Source organism: Neolewinella lacunae, assembly GCF_014349155.1.
GTDB classification, from domain to species: domain Bacteria; phylum Bacteroidota; class Bacteroidia; order Chitinophagales; family Saprospiraceae; genus Neolewinella; species Neolewinella lacunae.
The window spans coordinates 33,223-56,984 of sequence record NZ_JACSIT010000115.1 but is presented as its reverse complement, the minus strand read 5'-3'; the positions used below and the strand labels follow the sequence as shown (position 1 = coordinate 56,984).

The following is a 23,762-nucleotide window of genomic DNA, read 5'->3' as shown; positions in this document are numbered from 1 at the left end:
TTAAACTTTAAAACTATGAGTTCAATTCTCGACATCCGCGCCCGGCAAATCCTCGACAGCCGCGGCAACCCCACCATTGAAGTAGAAGTCGTTACCGGCGACGGTGCCGTGGGCCGCGCCGCCGTACCCAGCGGAGCCAGCACCGGCAAATACGAAGCCGTGGAACTGCGGGACGGCGACAAAGGCGTTTTCCTCGGCAAAGGCGTCCTCAAAGCCGTAGCCAACGTAGAAGAAAAAATCGCCGAAGAACTCCTCGGCGTAGACGTCACCGACCAGCGCTACATCGACGCCACGATGATTGAGCTGGACGGCACGCCCAACAAGAGCAAGCTCGGCGCCAACGCCATCCTCGGCGTCAGCCTCGCCTGCGCCAAAGCCGCCGCCCAGGAGCTCAACCAGCCCCTCTACCGCTACATCGGCGGCGTCAATGCCCACACGATGCCCGTGCCGATGATGAACATCCTCAACGGCGGCAGCCACGCCGACAACAGCATCGACTTCCAGGAATTCATGATCCTGCCCCTCGGTGCCGATACTTTCAGCGAAGCCCTGCGCATGGGCGTGGAAACCTTCCACCACCTGCAAAAAGTGCTGAAAAGCAAAGGCTACAGCACCAACGTCGGCGACGAAGGCGGCTTTGCCCCCAACATCAAAAGCAACGAGGAGGCCATCGAGATCGTCCTCCAAAGCATCGAAGCAGCGGGCTACCGCCCCGGCGAAGACATCATGATTGCCATGGATGCCGCCGCTTCCGAATTCTTCGATTCAAAGGAAAACGTTTACCACTTCCACAAGTCAGACGGTCGCAAGATCGAATCCGCCGGCATGGTCGACTACTGGAAAGGCTGGGTCGATAAGTACCCCATCTTCTCCATCGAAGACGGCCTGGACGAGGACGACTGGAGCGGCTGGGCGGCACTTAACAAAAGCATCGGGCAGCGCTGCCAGCTGGTGGGCGACGACCTTTTCGTGACCAACACCGAGCGCCTGGCGCGGGGGATCAAAGACAAATCCGCCAACTCCATCCTCGTTAAAGTCAACCAGATCGGCTCCCTCTCCGAAACGATCGACGCCGTCAGCATGGCCCACCGCGCGGGCTACACCAGCGTGATGAGCCACCGCTCCGGCGAAACGGAAGACGTAACGATTGCCGACCTCGCCGTGGCCCTCAACACCGGCCAGATCAAAACCGGCTCCGCCAGCCGTTCCGACCGGGTCGCGAAATACAACCAACTGCTCCGCATCGAGGAAGAACTGGGCAGCACCGCCTACTTCCCCGGCCGCGACCTGCTGCGCAAGATTGGGCGCTAGGCCTTAACTGACGGGCTGCCGCCGGGAATGGAGCGAAAAATTCGCTCGTTCCCGGCGGCAAGCCTTATCTTTCGCCACCTATATTGCATCCCGTATGGCCATCAAGCAAACCCCCGACCCGCTCAAAGCCCTTTGGCTCAAGCTGCCGCCCTACCTGCGCAACCGCTACTTTTTGGCGTTGGTGGCCTTTACTTTTTTCATGATCTTCATTGATCGCCACGATGTGCTCACGCAGTTCAAACTCCACTCCACGGTCAATCGCCTGGAAAGTGACCTGGAAAACTACGACGCCCTGATCGGCAAAGCCGAGACGGAAAAGCTGGAAATGGAGCGCAACCGCGAGAGTTTTGCCCGCGAAAGCTACTTCATGCAAAAAGACGACGAAGACGTATTCATCATCGTCGAAGCCCCCGCCGAGTAGGCACTGAGGTCAGCCCTCGGGCCACTAATATGCACTTTGTGGAAGATGAAGTTGCCTGTCGTTTTGTCTTGGCGCGCGGCTGCTGTACCTTCGCGGCCGTTCCGCTTGCATTGTGCCCGGGGCGTTCCGGGGGGGAGACTCTTCCGGGCGCGGTCGCAGGTGCAGGGTAAGGGGAACAAATGAGCAATGATGGTCTGGCCCAGGTTCGGGCGGGCTTCCACCCCAGCAAAAAATTTCAACGTAGCGCCATGGCAGTTTTAGTTCGTAAAGATTCCAACATCATCGTGCAGGGCATCACCGGTAAGGAAGGAAGTTTCCACGCCGAGCAGATGCTGGAGTACGGGACCAACCTGGTAGGTGGTGTCACCCCGGGCAAAGGCGGGCAACTCCACCTCGGCAAGCCGGTTTTCAATACCGTAGCCGACGCCGTGAAACAGGCGGGTGCCGATGTTTCCGTCATCTTCGTCCCCCCACCCTTCGCCGGAGACGCCATCATGGAAGCTGCCGCCGCTGGCATTAAGGTCATCATCTGCATTACCGAAGGCATTCCCGTGCAAGACATGGTGAAGGTCCGTTCCTACATCCGCGACTACGACTGCCGCCTGATCGGCCCGAACTGCCCCGGCGTAATCACTCCCGGTGAGGCGAAGTGCGGCATCATGCCCGGCTTCATCCACCGCCCCGGCCGCATCGGCATCGTTTCCCGCTCCGGCACCCTCACGTACGAGGCCGTAGACCAGGTCACCAAGGCCGGCATGGGCCAGTCCACCTGCATCGGCATCGGCGGAGACCCAATCGTGGGCACCACCACCAAAGACGCCGTAGAACTGCTGATGAACGACCCCGATACGGACGGCATCATCATGATCGGAGAAATTGGCGGCACGATGGAAGCCGAAGCTGCGCAATACGTCAAAGAACACGGCACCAAGCCCGTAGTCGGCTTCATCGCTGGCCAGACCGCGCCCAAGGGACGCACAATGGGCCACGCCGGTGCCATCGTCGGTGGCCACGAAGACACTGCCGAAGCGAAAATGAAAATCATGGCCGAGTGTGGCATCCACGTCGTGAAAAGCCCCGCCGAAATCGGCATCACGATGGTAAAGGCGCTGCAGGGATAAGCCTTCCGCACCGCCTAAGCGTAAACGAAAAAGCCAGCGCGTTCTCTTGGGAGAATGCGCTGGCTTTTTTGTTGGTCAGAAGACTATGCCTAGTTCAAACTCCGGTCAGGGGCGGGTGCGGCGGCGTGGTAGTCGCGGGCGATGCGGTCGGCGAAGATGTCGAGCAACTGCATGATGCGGTCTTCGTAGGGGCAAGCGACGATGACGCCCACGTGCTGGCGCTTGTTCATTTTCCAGACGATCTCCGGCTCCTGGAAGGGAGACATATCGGGCCATTCGTGGCGGCAGAGGGAAACGACGATGCCGGCCTGCTGGTAGCGGCGCCCTGGTGGGTGGTACTCTACGCCGTAGGCCATGGCCGTTTCCAGGCGGGCCCATTCTTCCCAGAGACTGACGCCGGTGGCGGCCTCCACCATTTCCGCCAGGTGGGCTCCGCCGACGCGGCTGGCCGTTTCGAGGAAAACGAATTCGCCGGAAGGCAACTTGATGAACTCCGTGTGGCTGGCGCTGAAGCGCATCCCGAAGGCGTGCATCACCTCGCTGGTCAGTTGCCGCAGCGCCTGGGCATCGGGATGATCGTAGGGGACGCTGATGGAGCGGAAGATGCCCCCCCCGTGGGCCACCTCAAAGGGTGTGCTGAGGTAGCGGGAGACCTGGCAAAAGACGACCTCGCCGTTAACGCTGATGGCGTCAGCGTGGAAGACATCGCCGGGGCGAAACTGCTCCACGAGGTACTGTGGCCGCTTATCGCCCAGGGCGTGTACGGCCGCCCAGAGTTCTTCGGCGGAATGTACCTTTTGGATGCCCGTGGCACTGGCTTCCCAGCGGGGCTTGATCAGGCAGGGGTAGGTGACGGAATTGGCAAACTCCGTAACCTCCACATTATTGAACAGGGAACTGAAGACAGGGACGGGGACGCCCTGGTCGCGGGCCTGAACGCGCATGGCCAGCTTATCCCGGAAAAAGCGCGCGGTGGTTTGACCCATGCCGGGGATGCGGAATTCCTCGCGCAGGTAGGCGGCTTTTTCGACGTCGAAATCATCGAGGGCGACGATGCGGTCGATCTTGCGGTCTTGCATCAGCCAGGCCAGGCCGTTGGCGGTGCGGCCCAGGTTGGCGGGGGTGTTGGTGATGTCTTCGAGGTAAAAGACTTCGTCAATGGCTTCCCAGGGCCAGGGCTCGTGCTCGAGTTTTTTGTCGGTGAGCAAGTAAACCGTATTGCCGGCTTCCTTACTGGCGCGCAAAAAAGGCGATCCTTTAAAATAACAGGTGATGCAAAGGAAAGTCATGGTGAGCGTCTGTTTGTGCTTTGAGCCCGGGGCGGGGTAATCCCATCAAATGGTAGAAGTAAGCCCGATGGCCTTCCCTGGCTCCTTACGACTTGCGCGGCACCTGCGGCAGCGCCCACTCCGGGGAAACCGACCGCTAAAATACCCGCCAGCGATGAACCAAGCCCCCCGGGTAGGTTGTACTAGGCAGTACCCGCCGGGGAGAAACGATCGGGGAGGAAGCGCCTCCGCCCCAAAGATACAAGCCCGCTGCGCAGACCAAAGAACTTAACGCAAAAATCACCCCCATGGCCTTGACCGAATCCACCATGCTTTCCATCGGGACGCCCGCTCCCGCTTTCACCCTGCCCGACACCGTCAGCGACCAAGACCTGAGCTGGGCCGACCTCAAAGGCCCGCAAGGAACCCTCGTGTACTTCATCTGCAACCACTGCCCCTACGTCTTGCACGTCATTGAAGAACTGGTGCAGGTTGCCAAAGATTACGCCAACCGGGGCATCGCTACGGTGGCCATCAGCGCCAACGACGCCGAGAAATACCCCGTCGATAGCCCCGATAACATGCAGGCTTTTGCCGCCAATTTTCAGTTTTCCTTTCCCTACCTCTACGACGAAAGCCAGGAAGTTGCCCGCAGCTACGACGCGGCCTGCACGCCCGATATCTACCTGTTCGACGCCAACGCCGCGCTCTACTACCGGGGAAGACTGGACGCCAACCGTCCGGGTAGCGGTACACCGCCCACCGGCGAAGACCTCCGCCACGCCCTCGATGATCTCCTGGCGGGCCAGCCCAGCCCGGAAAAGCAGTACCCCAGCGCTGGGTGCAACATCAAATGGAAGGGGTGATGTGTGATGTCAGATGTGTGATGTCAGACGTTTGATGTCCAATGTTACAGCGGCAGCAAGTGTCCTCTATGCAACAGCGGTAGCCAAATGTTAAGTGTTGAATGTTGACCGCCGTAGGCAGCAGCGCAGTTAATTAAATATGTTAAATCCTGTTGGGTCTAACAAAATAACGTTGACAGGTTTCCCCTTCCCCCCCTAGCGTACCCAGCGGTAAGTGGCTTTGAGGAGGAAAGTGTTTTGGGCATCGTTGGCAAAGAGGTCGTCGCGCAGGGCGGAGAACACGTCTTTGTTCGGGTCGGCACCGCCCGTTACGCCTTGGGACCACACGAGAAAGAGGGTGGAACTGGGGAGGTATTCCCAGCGTACGACGAAATTGGAGCGGAACTGAAGGAAGTTGAAATCGGGGTCTCCGAAGCGGAAGTCTACTGCTTCATCGGCGTCGTCGTTGATGCTGTACTGCCCGTTTTCGGCGTCGTGGTGGATGGCCTCGGCGGAGAAGGTGGTAAAACGGTCTTCAAATTGCTTGGCCAGGGGGTCGGCTACCGTCTTGAACTCATCATAGACGCCGCGGGCGATGAAGGGCTGCCCGTAGTACTGCACCGTAAAATCGGGGGTAACGTTGTAGGTGGCCCGTAGCGTGAAGCTGAGGGTTTGTTGGGTGATTTGGCCGTGGAGGTAGGCGGTGCGGTCGCCGTCCTGGGCGGTGGTGATGTACTGGTCGCGGCGGTCCGTCCAGCTGTAGTTGGGTTCGAAGTACAGCGAAAGCGCGTCGAGGGGCTGGTAGGCGAATTCGAGGCCCACCGAGCTGCCCATCACGTTGCCATCGTAGGATTGCCCGCCGTCGGCGTAGAGGTAGGCCCGGAGTTTTTTGCGTTGGTCCGTACCGATGCCACCGCCAAGGGCATAGCCGGGCGGCCGGCGGAAGAGCGGGCCGCCGCGCAGGGCGTTGCGGCTGATGTCCTGTTGTTCCAGATTGACCCAGAAGCGGAAGTTGGAGAAGTTGCGGAATTGCCCCCAGACGTTGGTATTGTAACTGCGGTTGAGCGAGGCTCCGCTCCAGTCCCAGCCCAGGTAAATGTTCTGGTTCCACTGGAAGCGGTTGAAGATGCCCACGGGATTGCGCCAGCGGCGGGCTCCCCAGGCGAAGTAGTTGATCTGCTCGCTGTTGTTGAGAAAGCCAATGTCGTTCAGCTCCAGGCCCGGGCTGCGGAAGGTAAACCCCGATTCGAAAACCCAGTCGCCCTCAAATTCCCCGATGGCCAGCGTCCCGCCGGTACCGCTCAGGCGCGTGGCACTGGTGTCTACCCGGAGGTGATCGGCGTCGGGCCGCTGAAAGAGGTGGGCAAAAGACTGTTGGGTATTGGTGATCGCTTCGGCGGTGCCATTGACCTGGCTCCAGATGGCATTGGCCTTCAGCTGCCAGGCGCGGTCTTTCCAGCGGTGCACCAGGTCAATGCCCCCCGAATAAGCACTGCGGTGGAGGAAGCGCAGCTCGTCGGTCCGCAAATCCCGGTTCACCGAAGTGAGCATCACGCCGATGGTGCTCTGGCTGCTGCCGAAGTCTTGCTGGACGCGGCCGACGTTGTAGCTGGTAAACGGCTCGACCTCCGTACGCGTCTCCCCGTTGTGGTCCATGATCCGGGCAAACTCCCGCTCGGTGGCGCTGGAAAGCAGGCCGAGGGAGAGGCCAGACTGGGTCTTGCCACTCACTTTGGCGGCCCCGAGGATGGTGGTATTTTCGGGTTGGTCGACGTAGCGGGCCGCACTGGGGTTGCCGGAGAGAAAACGACTCGGAGAGCCGCCAATGCGCCGGCTGTAGAAGAGCAGATCACTGTTGTACTGTCCGCCCGCCTCGGCGGCCGTAATCTGGTAATCGAAGATGTTGCGGTTTTCGACGAAGAAGGGCCGCTGCTCGCGGAAAAAGATCTGGAAGCCATCAAGGTTGATCGCGCCGGGGTCGGCTTCCACCTGCCCGAAATCGGGGTTGATGGTGTAATCCACCACCACGTCGTTGGTCAGGCCAATCCGGCCGTCGAGGCCACCGCTGAGTTTCGACTCCGTCTTGCTGGCAAAAGGGTCATTGGGGTCGAAGGCATCGCCGGTGCGGACCTGGCCCAACACGTAGGGCTGCAGTTCCAACGGCCGGCGCGGCTTTACCCCTTCGATGCCTTTGAGGATGCCGAAGCGGCTCACCCACCCGGGCTGGGTTTGCTTCACGGGAGCCCAGGAGCTGGCCTCCTGCGCACGGAAGAGGTTGCGGTTGACCTGAAGGCCCCACTCCTGCTGCTCCGCCTTGCCAAAGCGCAACTGGGAAAAGGGGATACGGGCTTCAACGGTGTAACCCTGGTCATCGCGCTGGGTTTTCATGAGCCAGTAGGGGTTCCAGCTGGTGTCCCAGTTCTGGCCGTCGTTGCTGATGAATTCATCCCCCCGTACGCCGCTGACCGAAGCGGAGAAGGAAAAGCCCGTGCGCTTGTCGTTAAAACTATCGAAGTTGATTTCCACCCAGTCGCCAGGAAAGTCATCGCGGCGGCCAAAGCGGGCCTCAATCTTCTCGGGCTCCGTATCGAAAGCCCGCCAGGCGACGTACAAAAAGCGCTGGTCATAGAGAATCTTGAAAGCGGTTTCCTGGCTGATGGGCGCGGCGTCATCGGGTTGGCGCTGGTAAAAATTGCTGCCCCAGGCTACTTGTTCCCAGGCCGCGTCATCCAATTTTCCGTCGATGGCCGGGGCCTCGCCCTCCAGTCGTTTGGTTTCGTAAACGGGCCGGTCCTGGGCAAACAAAGGAGCAGCCAAAGCCAAAAGGCTGGCGAGGAGGAGGGGATGTCTCATGTTGGAGTGTCAGTAGTCTTTACTTGGTAAGAAGGACGAACGCTGGAGAGAGGGGTTGCACGATGGTGCCAGCGTGACCGAAGGAGATATTTACTGTTGATGTTAAACAACGTATCTACACCGTTGAAGCCAACGTAGAAACACTTGACTCCTGATAAAAAGCCGCGCTGATGAGAAAGCTTGTCCTGCGCATCCGCAAGCGGGCGCTGCCGCAGGTGCCGTGGAAAAGAACAAAGAGCAAGGGACGTCTGGCTCCCGCCTCACCACCCCTTCGGCCTCCGCCCCCCCGCCAGGGCGAGGTACAGGTACATCGGCCCTACCCAGGCATCAAAGAAGGCGACGTTGCCGGCCACCACCAGCCTGCTCACGCACCCCAACAAAGTACCGGGGGCAACCGCTGCCGATACCCCTTCCGGCGTGTAAGTGCGCGGGTTGATGTTGTAAAATCCCGGGTGATAGGCGTACACCAGCAGCCAAAGGCGGAGCGCGTAAAGCCCCAATACCAAAGGCCACCAAGGACTGAACAGCAGCAAAAAACCCAGCAGATAGAACAGGCCGTGGCTCAGGGCCAGCCCCCCCAGCAAGATTTGCATAACCTGCGGGTAGCGTTGGCCAGCCGATTGATGACGGGCCCGTTGCCGGAAGTAAGCCCTCCAGCTGCCCTGGGCGTGGGTATACACGTAAGCCGCAGGATGCAGCATCCGCACCGTCGTGGCCGCGTCCGCCGCATTCGCCACCAGCAGGTCATCGTCCCCGCCGGGCAAATCGGCGTGGGCGGCGAATCCCCCGGCCCGTTCGAAGAAGGACTTCCGGTAGGCCAGGTTGCGGCCCACGCCCATGTACGGATAGCCCCGCTGGGCAAAACCCAGGTACTTGATACTGGTATAAAGCGTCTCAAAGCGCTGCCAACGCACGAGCAAACTGTCCTCTTTCTCCGGCGCGCAGGGCGACACCCCCAAGACCAACTCCGCACCCGCCCGCAGCGGTTCGGCCATGCAGTAAAGCCACTGGCTGGTCAGGGGCACACAGTCGGCATCCGTCAGCACCAGCAAGTTGTGCCGGGCCTGGGAAATGCCATAGGTCAGGGCATCTTTCTTGCCCGGCCGGGTAGGGCCAGGGTCCAACAGCCGCACCCGCCCGTCGGCAATCAGGTAAGGGTGCACCCGCGAGACCGACTGGTCCGTAGAATTATCGTCCACCAGGATCAGCTCGAAATCACCGGCGTAGTCCTGGGCCAGGATGCGCTCAACGCACTGCCCGAGGTGGTCCTCTTCGTTGTGAAAGCAGACGATCACACTCAGGGGCGGACTTTCGCGGTCTGCGTCGGGCGGGCGCAGTACAAAGCCCGGACGGTAGTAAGCGTACCGCAGGTAGTAGCCCCAGTAGCAGGCTTGGGCCGCCGCCACAAGCAGGAAAACGATCAGCAGCAGGAGCATGGGCGCGGTAGGACTAGATCTCGCCCACAATGTCCTCCCATTCCGGGTGGCGCTCCAGGTAGGCGGCCACGAAGGGGCAGTAGGGCAGAACGATCAGGTCGTGTTCGCGGGCGTAAGTCAGGGCGGTCGTCACCAGGGCGCTGCCGATGCCCTGGCCGGCCAGTTCTTCCGGAACTTCGGTGTGTACCAAAGCCAGGCGGTTGCGGCCCAGGCGGTATTCCAGTTTGGAGGTGAGGCCACCACTGATGACTTCAAAGCGGTATTTCTCCGGGTTGTTGACAACGTCGTGCGCGTGGTCGGGCATATCCTAGGGGCTTTAATCGGGAAGCTAAGGTAGGTCGAATTCCGCTACCGGAAGGCTGCGGCGAGCGGGGAAAGAGCACTCCTGTTCAGAAAAACGTGGGGCCTAAAGCTCCTTGCGCAGTCGGGCCACGGGCAAGCCCAGCTGTTCGCGGTACTTCGCCACGGTGCGGCGGGCAATGTCGTATCCTGCCTCGGCGAGGGCTGCCTGGAGTTTATCGTCAGCGTAAGGCTTGCGCTTGTTTTCCTGGGCGATGATGTCGCGCAAAACGTTCTTGATCTGGGTGGTACTCACCTCCTCCCCGCTCTGGTTGGTCATGCCCTCGCTGAAAAAATCGCGCAGGGAATGGGTGCCGAAGTCGGTCTGAACGAATTTGCTGTTGGCTACGCGGCTGACGGTGCTGATGTCGAGTTCCGTCATTTCCCCAATGTCTTTGAGGATCATGGGGCGGAGGTCTTTAGGGTCGCCGCTGCGGAAGTAGGCTTCCTGGTAGCGCAGGATGGCGTGCATGACGCTAAAGAGGGTCTGCTGCCGCTGCTGAATGGCTTCGATGAACCAGGTGGCCGATTCGATATTCTGGCGGATGAAGCCGGCGGCCTGTTTTTGGGCGATGCTGAGTTTGCCGGCGGCTTTTTGCTTGCGGCGGTAGTCGGCCAGGAGCTGCTGGTAGTGGTCGTTGACCCGCAGGTCCGGCGCATTACGGGCGGTGAGTTGGAGTTTGAGCTGCCCGTCTTCGGTGGTGACCAGAAAGTCGGGGACGATCGTACGGGCCACCCGCCCGCCGGCCACGCCGCTGAGCCCGCTGGCGGGTTTGGGGTTGAGGCGGAGAATTTCGCCGAGGGCGTCGCGGAGTTCGTCTTCGTCGACCTCCAGTTTTTCGCGGAGGCGGTCGTAGTGTTTTTTGGAGAACAGCTCGAAGTGATCGCGGATGATGGTTTGGGCCAGGATGAGGTCGGCGAAGCGCATGTCTTCCAGCTCGGCACCGTTGTCTACCTTATTGTTGAGCTGGAGGAGGAGGCATTCGCGCAGGTCGCGGGCGGCGATGCCGGGCGGCTCAAGGGTTTGGACGGTGGCCAGGACCTTGCGGACCTGCTGCGGCGTCACGTCGAGGTGGTGGTTGATGAGCAGATCATCGGCGATGGCGGAGGGGCTGCGCTGGAGGTAGCCATCGTCGTCGAGGTTGCCAATGATCTGGCGGGCGATGAGTTGTTCGAGGGGGCCACGAAAATCGAGGCTGCTGAGCTGCTCTTCGAGGTGTTCAAAGAAGGTTGTTTCGTCGGCCGTATAACTGCCGGGGGCGGCGTAATCTTCGTCGAGGCGGCTCCCCGTCTGGTAGCTGCCGGGGTCGTCTTCGAGGTATTGCTGGAAGTAGTCGTCGTCGTACTCGGCATTGCGTTCCTCGCCGTCGTGGGCGCGCTCTTCCTGGGGCTCAGCGACGTCGCTTTCCAGCGGGCGGGCTTCTTCCAGGGTGGGGTTGCTTTCCAGTTCTTCCTTGATGCGCTGTTCGAGTTCCATCACGGGCAGTTGCATCAGCTGCATGAGCTGGATCTGGCGGGGGCTGGCCGTTTGGGAAAGTTTCAGTTTTAAGGACTGTCCGAGCATCCGGTATGGGTGAGCTAACGGGATTAAATACGTTTAGGGCGCGGCGAAGGTTCGCGGCGGAGCCACCCGTCGGAGGAATTATTCAGCTCGTTTTGGGGCACTGGGCGCGGCCGCAGGTGCAGGGGGCTTGACGGAGGAGCGATGGATGCCTCCCCCTCGCCCGGCTCTTCAAAAGACCTTCCCGGCACCTGCGGCCGCGCCCTTTTGCAGAGGCATATGCTAAATGGTGAAACATTCGTTTACTTTGCGCGCTTATTGCTGAGTACCGCCCAACAACCGACCATGTCCCTTTCCCCCAACTTCGCCTTTCCCGATTTTCCGTACCAACGGCCCGACCTGGAAGCGGACGCAAGGGCCATCAGCAACATCATCGAAGAACTTACCGCGGCTTCCTCCCCCGAGCGGGCGGCTGCGGCGGTGGAGCGCATTGACGACATCCGGGCGCGGGTTTCGACGGCCTACAACATTTGCTACATCCGCTACAGCATCGATACCCGCGATGCCTTTTACCGCGCCGAAAAGGCCTGGTTTGACGAAAACCTGCCCGCCACCGAGGTGTGGCGCATGGATTACTACCGCGCCCTTATCGCCAGCCCGCACCGCGCCGCCCTGGAGGAAAAATTTGGCAAGCAACTCTTCCTCACTGCCGAGCTCAGCATCCAGACTTTTCAACCCGAGCTCATCGAAGACCTCCAGGCCGAAAACAAAGGCTACAGTGCCTACACCGAGCTGAAGGGCGGGGCCCGCATCGAGCTGGATGGCAAGGTCTACAACCTGAGCAGCATCGTGCCGATGTGCCAGGTCCCCGACCGCGCCCAGCGCCAAAAAGCCAACGCCGCAAAGTGGGGCTGGCTGGGTGAAAACCAGCAGGAGATCGAAAAAATCTACGACGACCTGGTCAAACTCCGCCACGGCATGGCCCGGAAACTGGGCTACGAAAACTTCATCCCCCTCGGCTACGCCCGGATGAACCGTACGGACTACGGCCCCGCCGAAATTGCGGTTTTCCGCGACGAAGTCAAACGCTACATCGTCCCCATCGCTACCCGCCTGGCCCAGGAGCAAGCCGCCCGCATCGGCGTGGAGTCATTGCGTTATTACGACGTCCAATTCCGCTTCCCCGACGGCAACCCCACTCCCCAGGGTACGCTGGAAGACACCGTTGCCGCTGCCCGCAAGCTCTACGATGGGCTGAGCCCCGAGACGGGAGAATTTTTCCGCTACCTCGAAAACTTCCAGCTCATGGACCTGGAGGCAAAAGACGGCAAAGCCCCCGGCGGCTACTGTACCTACATCAATGACTACGGCGCGCCCTACATCTTCTCGAATTTCAACCGGACTAGCCACGACGTAGACGTGCTCACCCACGAATTCGGCCACGCCTTCCAGGTTTACAGCAGCCGCCACCAGCGGCCGATGGAGTACGCCTGGCCTACTTACGATGCGGCGGAGATCCACTCCATGTCCATGGAATTCTTTGCTTACCCCGGGGTGCCCGATTTCTTTGGTCCGGATGCCGCAAAGTACTTCTACAGCCACCTCGAAAGCGCCATTCGTTTCCTGCCCTACGGCTGTGCGGTCGATGAATTTCAGCACCTCGTCTACGCCCACCCCGGGTGGAGCCCCGCCGAGCGCAACGCCGCCTGGAAAAAGCTGGAAGCCGAGTATACGCCGCACCTGGACTATTCCGACGAGCCCTTCCTGCGCCAGGGCACTTACTGGCAGAGCCAACTGCACCTCTTTGGGATGCCTTTTTACTACATCGATTACTGCCTGGCCCAGATCTGTGCGTTCCAGTTTTGGCTGAAAGACCAGGAGGACCACCAGCAGGCCTGGAGCGATTACGTGCGGCTGTGCACCGCCGGAGGCTCCCTGGGCTTCCTGGACCTCGTCCGCCTGGCTGGCCTGGAGAACCCCTTCGAGCCCGGCATCATGGAACGCATTGCCAAGACGGTGGAAGCCCGCCTGGCCGAGCTGGCCTGAAAACCTGGGCTTAACGTGGGGTTGAGCCCTTACAACAATCCTAAGTGATTGGTCTTCAACGGCCTTTAGAAGGTAGTTCTGTAGTTCGGTAGTGGGCAATACCCAACTACCGAACTAAAAAGCCATTGCGATCTAACCTTTAAAAATGGGCGAATATCTTCGTTGCATAGCACCAACCTGGCGTTAAGCTTAATCTTCGCTAAATAAACGGGTAATGCTGCGGTGGGATCTTTGGCCCCTTACCAAAATCCATTCCTCCCGTAATGAGAAAGTTTTACCCCCTACTGGCCCTTGTGCTCAGGAAGAGCGTAAGCCAGTAGCGAGCGTTTTGGCGGGCTTAGGCGGGAAGACCGGCCAAAAATTGCTTGGTCATCCTGGGCGGAGTATGTTACCTTTGCGGGAAATTTCGGGTCAACGACCTTTTGAAGCGCGGCGAACACCCAACCGTATGGTTCCCGCGGCCATCTAGATCGCTTGTCATCGAAGACTGGAGCGCGAAGTCTCGCGTGCTAAAACATTCTTCTCTAACAAGTAAATCTCTTCACTTTATGGTTTCTACTATTATGCTGGCGGCCCCCATTCTGGGGATTCTCGCCTTGGTGTTTATGTTCATCAAATCAGCGGGCGTCTCTAAGCAAGACCCCGGGAACGAACTCATGCAACGCATTGGCAAAAACATTGCCGACGGTGCCATGGCCTTTTTGAAGGCGGAATACAAAGTACTGGTCTGGTTCGTGGTGGCGGTAGCCGTTATCCTGGGCATATCTGCTTACCTCGACGGCGATGACGCTACGAGCTGGATGATTTCCGTCAGCTTCGTCATTGGCGCGGTCTGTTCTGCTCTGGCTGGTTTCATCGGGATGAACGTAGCTACTAAAGCCAACATCCGTACTACCCAGGCCGCCCGCACCAGCCTGGGCAAAGCCCTCGGCGTTGCTTTTGACGGCGGCGCGGTAATGGGCCTCGGCGTAGTGGGCCTCGGTCTGCTCGGCCTCGGTTCGCTCTTCTTCATCTTCCAGGGCCAGTTTGGCGTGGATACGGAACTGAACGTGCTCAAGACGATCTCCGTCCTCACTGGCTTCAGCTTCGGCGCTTCCTCCATCGCCCTGTTCGCCCGCGTTGGCGGCGGTATCTACACCAAGGCGGCCGACGTAGGCGCTGACCTGGTAGGCAAAGTCGAAGCCGGCATCCCCGAAGACCACCCCCTCAACCCCGCCACCATCGCCGATAACGTTGGAGACAACGTAGGCGACGTAGCCGGTATGGGTGCTGACCTTTTCGAATCTTACGTAGGATCCATCATCGGCACGATGGTGATTGGCGCGGCATTCATGAGCATCCCAGCCTTCGCCCAGAGCGAAATGGCGGGCCTCAACGCCGTCCTGCTTCCCCTCGTGGTGGCGGGCATCGGCATCGTTGCCTCCATCATCGGCACCTTCTTCGTGCGCGTGAAGGAAGGCGGTGACCCCCAGAAAGCCCTCAACACGGGCGAACTGATCGCAGCAGTCATCATGTTGGCCGGCACCTACTTCGCCGTTACTACCATGATGCCCGCCGAGTGGTCCGTTGAAAACAGCAACGGCCTGGTACAGAACTACACCAGCAACGGCATCTTCTTCGCCATCCTTTTCGGTCTCATCTCCGGCCTGGGTATTGGTTACATCACCGAGTACTACACGGGTACGGGCACCAAGCCCGTGCAGGGTATCGTTGACCAGTCGCTGACCGGCTCGGCCACCAACATCATCGCCGGCCTTGCCGTCGGGATGCGGTCTACGGCTTACCCCATCGTGCTGCTCTGTGCTGCCATCATCGGCTCTTACTACTTTGCGGGTCTTTACGGCATCGGTATCGCGGCGGTAGGTATGCTCGCCAACACGGGCATCCAGCTGGCCGTTGATGCTTACGGCCCGATTTCCGATAACGCCGGCGGTATCGCTGAAATGGCGGGTCTGCCCAAGGAAGTACGGGAGCGCACGGACAAACTCGACGCCGTAGGCAACACCACAGCCGCCATCGGTAAAGGTTTCGCCATCGGCTCTGCGGCACTGACGGCGCTGGTACTGTTTGCCGCCTTTATGCAGACGGCTAACCTGACCAACATCGACATTGCCAACCCCTACGTCACCGCCGGTCTGTTCCTCGGTGCCATGCTGCCTTTCCTGTTCTCCGCTTTCTCCATGGAAGCCGTAGGCCGCGCCGCCAACGACATGATCCAGGAGGTACGCCGCCAGTTTGCCGACATCCCCGAGCTGAAAGCCGCCCTCGAAATGATGAAGCGCGCGGGCCACGATACTTCCAAGTATTCCCCCGCCGACCTCGCCATCTTCAACGCTGCTGACGGTAAGGCCGACTACGAAAAGTGCGTGGAAATCTCCACCAAAGCCTCCATCCGCGAGATGGTGATGCCCGGCCTGATTGCGGTCATTACCCCGGTTGTCGTTGGGTTTGCCGGCGGCGCAGAAATGCTCGGTGGCCTCCTCGCCGGGGTAACCAGCGCAGGGGTCATGATGGCCATCTTCCAGTCCAACGCCGGTGGTGCGTGGGACAATGCCAAGAAAATGTTCGAAACCGGTGCCAGCGTTCAGGGTACCATCTACCACAAAGGTTCTGAGCCCCACAAGGCCGCAGTAGTGGGTGACACCGTTGGTGATCCATTTAAGGATACTTCCGGCCCGTCGCTCAACATCCTGCTCAAGCTGATGGCAGTAGTTTCTCTCGTGATTGCGCCCTTCCTGGTGTAAGGATTGAATTATCGAATCAATTAATAATGGAATGGCCGCCGCACGAGAAAGTGTGGCGGCCATTCTTTTTTGGCGCGGCCGCAGGTGCAATGCGCCTAACAATGCCAGCGCTGAATAGAGGAGGGCGTCGCGTCGCTCAAGGCGTATTAATCCACCAACAAATCCGCTACGGCGAATACCCCGAGGTGGAGGCTGGTGAAGGATTCCTGATGACTGAACGTCTCGCAGTGCGCGTATTCTCCCTGCTCAGGGATGGGGCCGGTAAAGCGTTCCACCTGCCGCTCAAAGATGTTGACCAGCCAGTATTCTTCGATGCCCGCCAGGGCGTAAGTAAGTTTCTTGGCCCCCCGGTCGCGCAGCAGGGTGGAGTCGCTCACCTCAATGACCAGCAGCAAGTCTTGGGGATAGGGGTGATGATCGTAGGCCTCAAGGGGGCCTTTGGCAACAAATAAATCTGGCTCCGGCTCGGAGTCGTTGTTTAGGGTGATGGGGTCTTGGACACCAATAGTATAGGCCGCTTCAGCCAGGGTGCGGGTCAAAAGGCGGTTGATTTTTTTCACCGTTTTTCCGTGTACGATTCCAACGGGAGACTTGGGGACTAGTTTACCGAAAAGCAGTTCGACTTTGTCGTCTTCATTTAGGATGCCTCCTGCGATGGCTGCGTGGTAGCGCTCCAGGGTCCACCGAAAGCCCGGGAGTTGGGTGATGTGCTCCGCTTTGGTGATCAGGCTGGTCATGGGAATAAGGTACGGCTTTTGGTTTGGCGCACCAAGAAGTAATGCGTCGGCGGCGGGCAAGGTTTTCTTCCTTCCTGATCGCAAGAAACGTGCCCACTGCTCTTTAAAGCCGGAACCACCGCAGTTTCTGCTACGTATCTACTGCACAATTACCAGTCTCCATCGTTCCTAGTCTATTACCTCGATACTTACCCCCCATGCACCTAAGATTATCCGCCACGGCACTCTGCTTTTTCCTGAGTTTTCAGATCACCGTGGCGCAGGGCCTCATCGAAAAGGTGACCGACTTAATGGAATTCAACATTGGTCGTCCGCCAGTGGATACTAACGATTTCCAGACGCGGATCGTCCTGGCCCCCATCGCTTACTTTGAGCCCAACACCAGCCTGGGCTTCGGTTTCGGGGCCAACCTCTTGTTCAAGCCCAAGGGTGCCGGGAAGGACACGCGCACCTCCAACATCCCCATCGGCGTGAGCTACACCCTGAAAAACCAGGTTTTCTTCACATCTGGCTACACCGTCTTTTTCCCGGAAGAAAAGTGGCTGCTGCGGGGCAACCTGGATTATACGGACTTCCCGCAGAACTACTTCGGCGTCGGCAACGGAACGACGGAGGCCGACCGCAGCGCCATCACCTACCAACGCCTGTTGATCGAGCCCTTGCTCCTGCGGCAGGTCTTGCCCAAGCTTTTCGTGGGCGGCGGCTTTCGGTACAACACCTACTACAACACTGCGCTCGTGGAAGCCACCGAGGCCCTGCCCGCCGGAGCTAGCCTGCAAGACAGCCTGGGCAGTAAAAACGTGGGCCTGGAGTTTGCCGCTTCCTACGACAACCGGGACAACGTGCTCAATGCCCAGAAGGGCATCCTGGTGGAGTTCACGCAGGGGTTTTACGGTACCGCACTGGGGGGAACGAGCGCCTTCGAACTCAGCAAACTTGACCTGCGCGCCTACCGCCGGACGGGTCCCCGTGGCGTGCTGGGCTTCCAGCTTTTTGGTCGGTACGGAGGGGGCGAGACGCCCGTCCAGGAGTTGAGTTTTTTGGGTGGTCCGGAGTTGCTCCGTGGTTTTCCCGAGTTTCGTTTCCGCGATCGCCTGGCGGTCTTTGCCCAGGCGGAGTACCGCTGGCAAACCTGGAAAAGCATCGGCTTTGTGTTCTACGGTGGCGCGGGGCAGGTGGCTCCGGAGGTCGCGGAACTGGCGGTGCCGGAGCTGCGCTATTCGCTTGGCACGGGCCTGCGCGTCACCATCATCCCCAAGGAAAACATTAACCTGCGGGTGGATTATGCCTTTGGCCTGGGGAAGAGCAACGGCAGCGGATTTTACCTGGGCCTGGGCGAGGCGTTTTAGGGCGCGGTCGCAGGTGCAAGGGGAGGGACGGGGAGAAGAGGCAGCCCCTAAACACCTGTTTCGTATGAGACTATCGCAGTTTGAAGTCCCAAAATTTACTTAGGCCTCGCACGCGACGCAGGTCTTCGCACTCTGGCCAGCCACTGGGAATAGCAGTTGCAACTGTTTGGAGGAAAGATTGTAACTTCTATTGTGGGTATTTCGTTACCTTGTAGAACAAATTTTGCCTATGATCACCTTGCGCCTCCACATTTTGGAAGAGCATGCTCTCGACATCATCCGTAGCCTAGAGAAATTAAGGGCGGTTGAAGTTGTTATTGAGGAGACTATGCCCCCTACCGCCCCTACCCAAAAGTGGGGTGGAATCATCAAAAATCCCAGTGAGGAGCTGTTGTCTTACGCCAATAAGGTACGTGAAGAATGGGAAGATCGTATTTAATTGACACCAACGCGGTAATTGACCTTATCGCTGGCAAGTTTACGGAAAGCGGAGAAAGATGGGTGGAGAAAATCTTTGACACTGAGGCAGTTTATCTCTCGATAATCAATCGAATTGAGTTGCTTGGGTTTCAAGGATCAGTCGAAGAAATGGACGCGCTTAGTTCGTTTGTAAAGTCAGTTACTGTACTACCGTTGACGGAAGAGGTTGCAAATCAAGCAATTGAGATTCGGAGGAAAAAGAAAATTAAATTACCCGATGCTGTGATTGCAGCCACAGCATTGGTATTTGAACTAACTATTATTTCAAGAAACACTAAAGATTTTTAGGGGATCGAAAGGCTTAAAGTCATTAACCCTCACGCCCAATAGCTTAATGATTGCCGTCGACCATCTCTGCTCCTTAAAGACGTTCATTGCACCTGCGACCGCGCCCCGTTCTACATTCTCAAGGACCATTTTCCCGTGAACCAAATGGGAAATTCGCGCTTTCCTGACTGACCAACTGGCCACGCCATGCCCGAGAATTCCTCCCCGCCCTGGATGCGGACCACCCTTCGCCTCGCGGCCATTTACAATATCCTGTGGGGTGCCTGGGTCGTCCTGTTTCCGCAGCACTTCTGGGAATTGGTGGGCATGGAGCCAATGCGCCATCCGATGGTGTGGCAGGGCATGGGGATGGTGATTGGCGTGTATGGCCTGGGGTATTGGTGGGCCAGCTACGACCCCATGCGACACTGGCCGATTGTGGCGGTAGGCGGACTGGGCAAACTCTTCGGTCCGGCCGGTTTCCTGCTGAATTACGCCACGGGGCTGGTTCCCTTCGGCTTTTTCTATACCCTGATTACCAATGATTTTATCTGGTGGATACCTTTTGGGCTCATCCTCTGGCGGGTACACAAGGTTTACCGGTGGCGACTGACGGAATAATGGACGAGGCGCACTTTTGGGCCCTGCGCTTGGTGTTCGATACCGCCGCGCTGGTGCTGATCTGGCTGGTGCAGCTGGTGATTTATCCGGCTTTTCTGCATTACCACGGGGAAGGCTTCCGGGCGTGGCACCCGGTCTATACCCGGCGCGTAACTTACGTGGTCATGCCCATTATGCTTGGTCAATTGGCGCTGTACGGCTGGCTGGCCTTGGCTCCTCTCCGCTGGGATATTGGGCTAAACCTGGTATTGGTGCTCACCGCCTGGGCCATTACATTTCTGCGGGCGGTGCCTTTGCACGGTGCACTTGATACCGAGGCAGAGCACTTGCCCTTAGTGGCGAAATTAATCGCCGTAAACTGGTGGCGAACGGGGTTGTGGACGGTAGTGTGGGGGCTGACCATTGTTGCATTACTGGTCCAATAGCAGTCGTAAATGGTAATGTTTTGTTGAAACCAGACATTATTTCGCCATAGGTTGCACCAGACAATGGCTGACCCGCATCTAAGCTCAAAAGCCCTTCGTAATGCCCAGTTCTTTTTCGAAATACCTTAGAATTACCTTGTTTTCCACGCTCATTGCCCTGGGGAGTGGCACTTGTTTGGCAGAAAAGGTAGTTGCGGTAGAAACCATAACGCTGGATACGACTCCACCTCCACCACCACCAGAAATGCTATTTGGCGGATTACGAGAAGTGATGCCCCTTTTCCCTGGCTGTGACGAAATTGCAGCAGACTATCCATCCCAAAAAAAATGTGCCGACAGCCTGATGCGGACCTTTATCTATGGTAACCTGCGCTACCCTTACGTCGCCTGGCGAGACAGTGTGGAAGGGACAGCCGTCGTCAGTTTCACGGTAGAAAAAGACGGATCGATAACAGGTATCGAAGTCGTCCGCGACCCTGGCGCGGGTACAGGGACGGAGGCTCTCCGCCTAGTCAACTTGATGACCACAAAAGAAAAACGCTGGACACCGGGGAGGCAGGCAGGGAAACTCGTCCGGGTAAGGTTTAATCTGCCAGTGAGATTCAAGTTAACGGAGGGGACGGTGCCCTATCCCCCCCCGCCAGCTCCACCAGAAAATAAAGGTTCTTCTGATGTGTTTAAGGTCGTCGAAGAAATGCCCCGCTTCCCTGCTTGCGAAGACATTCCTGATGAGGCTGAACTGGAAAACTGCGCCAAAGTCAAACTACTTGAATACCTGCACGAAAATTTAAACTTGACACCAATACAACTAGCATCCTGTGCAGCTGGTCTGGTCGTTATCCAGTTCGTAGTTGAAAAGGATGGTACAATAACGGACGCTAAAATTATGCGAGATATAGGGGTTGGTTACGGCCAATCAGCCCTCGAAGTAGTTCAGTCTATGAACGACAATGGAATCCGTTGGATACCTGGAAAGCAAGGTAGCCAGCCCGTGCGGGTGGAATATAATTTGCCCGTGAAGTTCAGGCTGGAATAGGCACCCCACCGCAATCTGGCGAATTTTCGCTACTTTTATCCTTGGATTTAAGTGCGCCCGATCATGCCTGAGTTTATTTTTTCTGACAATCCGCTCGCCATTCACTACGCGATTCCGGGGTTCATCCTCCTGCTGCTGGTTGAAATCGCCGTCGCGGCCTGGGAGCAAAAAGACTGGTACGAGACCAAAGACACGCTCAGCTCCTTAGCCATGGGCGTGGGCAACGCCATTTTGCGCCTGTTCACGAAAGTGACGGTGGTGGGGATCTACTTTTTCCTCTACCAGTTTCGTCTGTTCGAGTTGGGGGCCGCCTGGTGGGTGTGGGTGCTTTGCTTTTTTGCCGAAGACCTGAGTTACTACGTTTTTCACCGCAGCAGCCACGGGATCCGCTACTTCTGGGCCAGCCACGTAGTACACCACAGCAGCCAAAAATACAACCTGAGTACGGCCCTGCGGCAGACCTGGACGGGCAACCTTTCCGGGGCCTTCGTCTTTACCCTGTGGCTGCCGCTGGTCGGCTTCCACCCCATCATGGTGGCCATTTTTGGCAGCATCAGCCTGATTTACCAGTTCTGGATCCACACCGAGGCCATTGATAAAATGTGGCGCCCTATCGAATTGATTTTCAATACCCCGAGCCACCACCGCGTCCACCACGGCAGCGACGTGGAGTACCTGGACCGCAACCACGGCGGCGTGCTCATCATCTGGGACCGGCTGTTCGGCACCTTTCAGGCGGAAAAACAACGGCCTACCTACGGGCTGGTGACCAACATCAACACCTTTAATCCGCTGCGCATTGCCACGCACGAATGGGTGACGATGGGGCAAGACCTCCGCCGGGCCCCAAATTGGCGCAGCCGCTGGTACTACGTCTTTGGCCCGCCGGGCTGGAGCCACGACGGGAGCCGGAAAACGAGTGAGGAAATACGACGGGACTGGGCGGCGGAGGCGCGGGCGCAGGCAGAGGTTCCACAGGGGCGCGTTGGGGCTGCGGTGGAGTAGGAGAAGTGATTTAAAACATTACGTTAAAATTTTATCGGGCGGAGAAAAAATTACATTCCCGGTCTCCTCCCGGGGAGGAACCCTGTATATTTGAGCAGATATGTCTCTCAAAACCTAAACCACGAAACCATGCGTTGGTGCCTTTACCCTCTCTTATTGCTTTTTTCGTCCACACTTTTCGCCCAGATTTCCCCCGACTGGGTAGCTACGCTACATAACCGGTATGCAGTCGGCAACTCTGGTTCGATGCTAAGAGCCCCCCAATTAGCAGCCGATGATTTGGGATATACCTACAGTTGTGGCTACAGTAGCCGGGGCGAATTTTATGACCTGCTGTTTGTGGGCAATGATCGCCTGGCAGTAGGAAATGACAATAGCCAATACTTTGTCGCCCAAACTGACCGGCGGGGTAATCCGCGCTGGCTTAAGCGCTTTTCGGGCCTTCAATCCAGTTCGTATGCTTCAAATAGCCCCATGCGGATACTGCCTAACGCTGGTGGTGGCGTAAAAATAGTGTCAAGGGTGAATGCTGACGTGGTGTACGGACGAGACACTTTAGCCAGCCTCGGAGATAGTCGACATATTTTGCTGGCCGATATTGACACCTTGGGGAATGTAGTGCAATCCCACATCATCAACACCGAAATACAGGAACTGACGGTGGCCAAAAGTGCCACGGTGGGCGATGTACTCCTGGCGGGAACATTCACCGGGGGCTTCTGTCGGGTAGGTAGTGAAACCTTGACCAGCAACGTATCTCCCAGCTATTTCGTCGCGCGGATTGGTGGCGATGGCCAAGTAAAGTGGTTGCAGAAAATAACCCCCAAGCCCGAATGGCTTAGTGCACTGCGCATCCACGGTATGGTCGAAACTTCCCGGGGGGAGGTGGTGGTCGCCACCAACCCAATGTGGATTAACGCCCGCTTTATTGGGCCATGTCCTCAAGAACCCCGGTACGTCACCCTCAACGCCCTGCGGGGCAGCACTGGCGAGACGCTATGGCAGCAAGACCTGCTCTCTGCCACGAGTGGATTGGTGACCGATATTAAGGAAGTGGCCAATGGCGACCTCCTCCTCACGGGGGCCTACGCCGGAGAACTCTGGGCCAACAACGGACAAACGGCTCCGGCCCCAAGCCTTAGCAATTGTAATTTTCTCAGTGGCTTCCGGGTGCGGGTTTCTCCGCAGGGAGACGTGCTAAAGCTCGTAGCCAACCCAGTGGGTATGATTCCCCAAAAAATCGAAATCCTGGCTAACGGAGCGTACGCCACACTGGATACGAGGAGGTACGATAGAGACCCGACCATTGATCCTGTAGCGTTCTTTTCAGGTACAGTGTTGAGCATCTTTTCGCCTACCGATCAGCTCCTTTCGATGCAGGGCCTAACGGAGACCTTTGATAATGACCCTATCGTAGATATGGTTCAACACGAAGGAAACCTCCTGGTTGCCGGCAACTACAGAGGAACGCTGGCCGGAACGCCAATCGTTACGCACAATCATTTTACCGATCAGTTTATTTTCATGGCCAAATTCAACGTCGCTAGCCTCACTACTTTCCCGGAACGCGCGCCTATTCAGCGGGCAGACGTCCTCCTCTTTCCGAATCCTGCCTCAGACGTACTTAATGTAGCCGTGCGTGATAATTTCTTTGAGGCTACGGAAGTACGCATCTACGACCTGGCCGGGCAAATGGTAAAGGTCATTCCAGAAGTGGCGGGGCGTAGCCAGTTTTCCATTGCGGTTGACCAACTGGTACCAGGCGTTTACCTTTTGCAAATCGGACCTAAATCTTCCAAGGATTTTTTCAGGTTTATTAAGCAGTAGCTTAGTGGCAGGGGGGGATAATCCCGTCCATTGGTGCAACCCACCACCCCAGGGGTATTGACGGCCAATTCCCCCCACCGCTCCGTAGTCAACAAACGGTTCAACAGGTGGGGCATTTCCCTCCTGCTGA

At 58.0% G+C, this 23,762-nt stretch carries 20 protein-coding genes; 14 read left to right on the top strand and 6 right to left on the bottom strand.

Annotated features, from left to right (window positions below):
• Positions 1–15: 15 nt before the first annotated feature.
• From eno to sucD, 3 genes are all read left to right on the top strand, one after another.
• Positions 16–1,311, top strand: a complete 1,296-nt coding sequence (gene eno / locus H9S92_RS12490) for a phosphopyruvate hydratase (RefSeq protein WP_187467044.1) — start codon at positions 16–18, stop codon at positions 1,309–1,311.
• Between the two features lie 94 nt (positions 1,312–1,405).
• Positions 1,406–1,732, top strand: coding sequence for a hypothetical protein (locus H9S92_RS12485; protein WP_187467043.1), 327 nt, complete (start codon positions 1,406–1,408; stop codon positions 1,730–1,732).
• 248 nt (positions 1,733–1,980) lie between these two features.
• A complete protein-coding gene (sucD, locus tag H9S92_RS12480) occupies positions 1,981–2,853 on the top strand; it encodes a succinate--CoA ligase subunit alpha (RefSeq protein WP_187467042.1) in 873 nt (290 codons plus the stop codon).
• A gap of 89 nt (positions 2,854–2,942) precedes the next feature.
• Here sucD and H9S92_RS12475 read toward each other — a convergent pair whose 3' ends face one another.
• Positions 2,943–4,142 carry an ATP-grasp domain-containing protein gene (locus H9S92_RS12475; protein ID WP_187467041.1) on the bottom strand — a complete coding sequence of 400 codons (1,200 nt, stop codon included), beginning with the start codon at positions 4,140–4,142 and terminating at the stop codon, positions 2,943–2,945.
• A 287-nt stretch (positions 4,143–4,429) separates the two neighbouring features.
• On the opposite strand from H9S92_RS12475, the gene H9S92_RS12470 reads away from it, so the two are divergent.
• Positions 4,430–4,987 carry a thioredoxin family protein gene (locus H9S92_RS12470; RefSeq protein WP_187467040.1) on the top strand — a complete coding sequence of 186 codons (558 nt, stop codon included), beginning with the start codon at positions 4,430–4,432 and terminating at the stop codon, positions 4,985–4,987.
• Positions 4,988–5,182: 195 nt separating this feature from the next.
• Here H9S92_RS12470 and H9S92_RS12465 read toward each other — a convergent pair whose 3' ends face one another.
• The 4 genes from H9S92_RS12465 to rpoN all read right to left on the bottom strand — a co-directional run bounded on the left by H9S92_RS12465 (position 5,183) and on the right by rpoN (position 11,158).
• On the bottom strand, positions 5,183–7,819 hold the full coding sequence (locus H9S92_RS12465; protein ID WP_187467039.1) for a DUF5916 domain-containing protein: 2,637 nt from the start codon (positions 7,817–7,819) through the stop codon (positions 5,183–5,185).
• Between the two features lie 260 nt (positions 7,820–8,079).
• On the bottom strand, positions 8,080–9,255 hold the full coding sequence (locus H9S92_RS12460) for a glycosyltransferase (RefSeq protein WP_187467038.1): 1,176 nt from the start codon (positions 9,253–9,255) through the stop codon (positions 8,080–8,082).
• A 13-nt stretch (positions 9,256–9,268) separates the two neighbouring features.
• A complete protein-coding gene (locus tag H9S92_RS12455) occupies positions 9,269–9,559 on the bottom strand; it encodes a GNAT family N-acetyltransferase (protein WP_187467037.1) in 291 nt (96 codons plus the stop codon).
• A gap of 102 nt (positions 9,560–9,661) precedes the next feature.
• Positions 9,662–11,158, bottom strand: a complete 1,497-nt coding sequence (rpoN, locus tag H9S92_RS12450; RefSeq protein ID WP_187467036.1) for an RNA polymerase factor sigma-54 — start codon at positions 11,156–11,158, stop codon at positions 9,662–9,664.
• A gap of 282 nt (positions 11,159–11,440) precedes the next feature.
• Here rpoN and H9S92_RS12445 point away from each other — a divergent pair, with 282 nt between their 5' ends.
• Together H9S92_RS12445 and H9S92_RS12440 are read left to right on the top strand one after the other, a co-directional pair.
• Positions 11,441–13,141 (top strand): M3 family oligoendopeptidase, encoded by a 1,701-nt coding sequence (locus H9S92_RS12445; RefSeq protein WP_187467035.1) that lies wholly within the window; start codon positions 11,441–11,443, stop codon positions 13,139–13,141.
• Positions 13,142–13,689: 548 nt separating this feature from the next.
• Entirely contained in the window at positions 13,690–15,885 is a 2,196-nt protein-coding gene (locus H9S92_RS12440) for a sodium-translocating pyrophosphatase (RefSeq protein ID WP_187467034.1), read from the top strand.
• A 146-nt stretch (positions 15,886–16,031) separates the two neighbouring features.
• Here the strand turns inward: H9S92_RS12440 and H9S92_RS12435 are convergent, their stop codons facing one another.
• On the bottom strand, positions 16,032–16,622 hold the full coding sequence (locus tag H9S92_RS12435; protein ID WP_187467033.1) for a Uma2 family endonuclease: 591 nt from the start codon (positions 16,620–16,622) through the stop codon (positions 16,032–16,034).
• A 197-nt stretch (positions 16,623–16,819) separates the two neighbouring features.
• Between H9S92_RS12435 and H9S92_RS12430 the strand changes: the two genes are divergently transcribed.
• The 8 genes from H9S92_RS12430 (at position 16,820) to H9S92_RS12395 (ending at position 23,632) form a co-directional block, all read left to right on the top strand.
• On the top strand, positions 16,820–17,971 hold the full coding sequence (locus tag H9S92_RS12430) for a BamA/TamA family outer membrane protein (RefSeq protein WP_187467032.1): 1,152 nt from the start codon (positions 16,820–16,822) through the stop codon (positions 17,969–17,971).
• A gap of 229 nt (positions 17,972–18,200) precedes the next feature.
• Positions 18,201–18,410 (top strand): hypothetical protein, encoded by a 210-nt coding sequence (locus tag H9S92_RS12425; RefSeq protein WP_187467031.1) that lies wholly within the window; start codon positions 18,201–18,203, stop codon positions 18,408–18,410.
• Complete coding sequence (locus tag H9S92_RS12420) at positions 18,392–18,739, top strand: type II toxin-antitoxin system VapC family toxin (RefSeq protein WP_187467030.1); 348 nt, start codon at positions 18,392–18,394, stop codon at positions 18,737–18,739. The genes H9S92_RS12425 and H9S92_RS12420 overlap by 19 nt, the downstream gene beginning before the upstream one ends.
• A gap of 213 nt (positions 18,740–18,952) precedes the next feature.
• Positions 18,953–19,339, top strand: a complete 387-nt coding sequence (locus H9S92_RS12415; protein WP_187467092.1) for an alkyl hydroperoxide reductase — start codon at positions 18,953–18,955, stop codon at positions 19,337–19,339.
• Complete coding sequence (locus tag H9S92_RS12410) at positions 19,321–19,764, top strand: hypothetical protein (RefSeq protein WP_187467029.1); 444 nt, start codon at positions 19,321–19,323, stop codon at positions 19,762–19,764. Before H9S92_RS12415 ends, H9S92_RS12410 begins: the two co-directional genes overlap by 19 nt.
• Before the next feature lie 100 nt (positions 19,765–19,864).
• Positions 19,865–20,800, top strand: a complete 936-nt coding sequence (locus H9S92_RS12405; RefSeq protein WP_246463836.1) for an energy transducer TonB — start codon at positions 19,865–19,867, stop codon at positions 20,798–20,800.
• A 63-nt stretch (positions 20,801–20,863) separates the two neighbouring features.
• Complete coding sequence (locus H9S92_RS12400) at positions 20,864–21,805, top strand: sterol desaturase family protein (RefSeq protein ID WP_187467028.1); 942 nt, start codon at positions 20,864–20,866, stop codon at positions 21,803–21,805.
• A 246-nt stretch (positions 21,806–22,051) separates the two neighbouring features.
• Positions 22,052–23,632: a T9SS type A sorting domain-containing protein gene (locus tag H9S92_RS12395; protein ID WP_187467027.1), complete on the top strand. Its 1,581-nt coding sequence runs from the start codon at positions 22,052–22,054 to the stop codon at positions 23,630–23,632.
• Positions 23,633–23,762 lie beyond the last annotated feature (130 nt).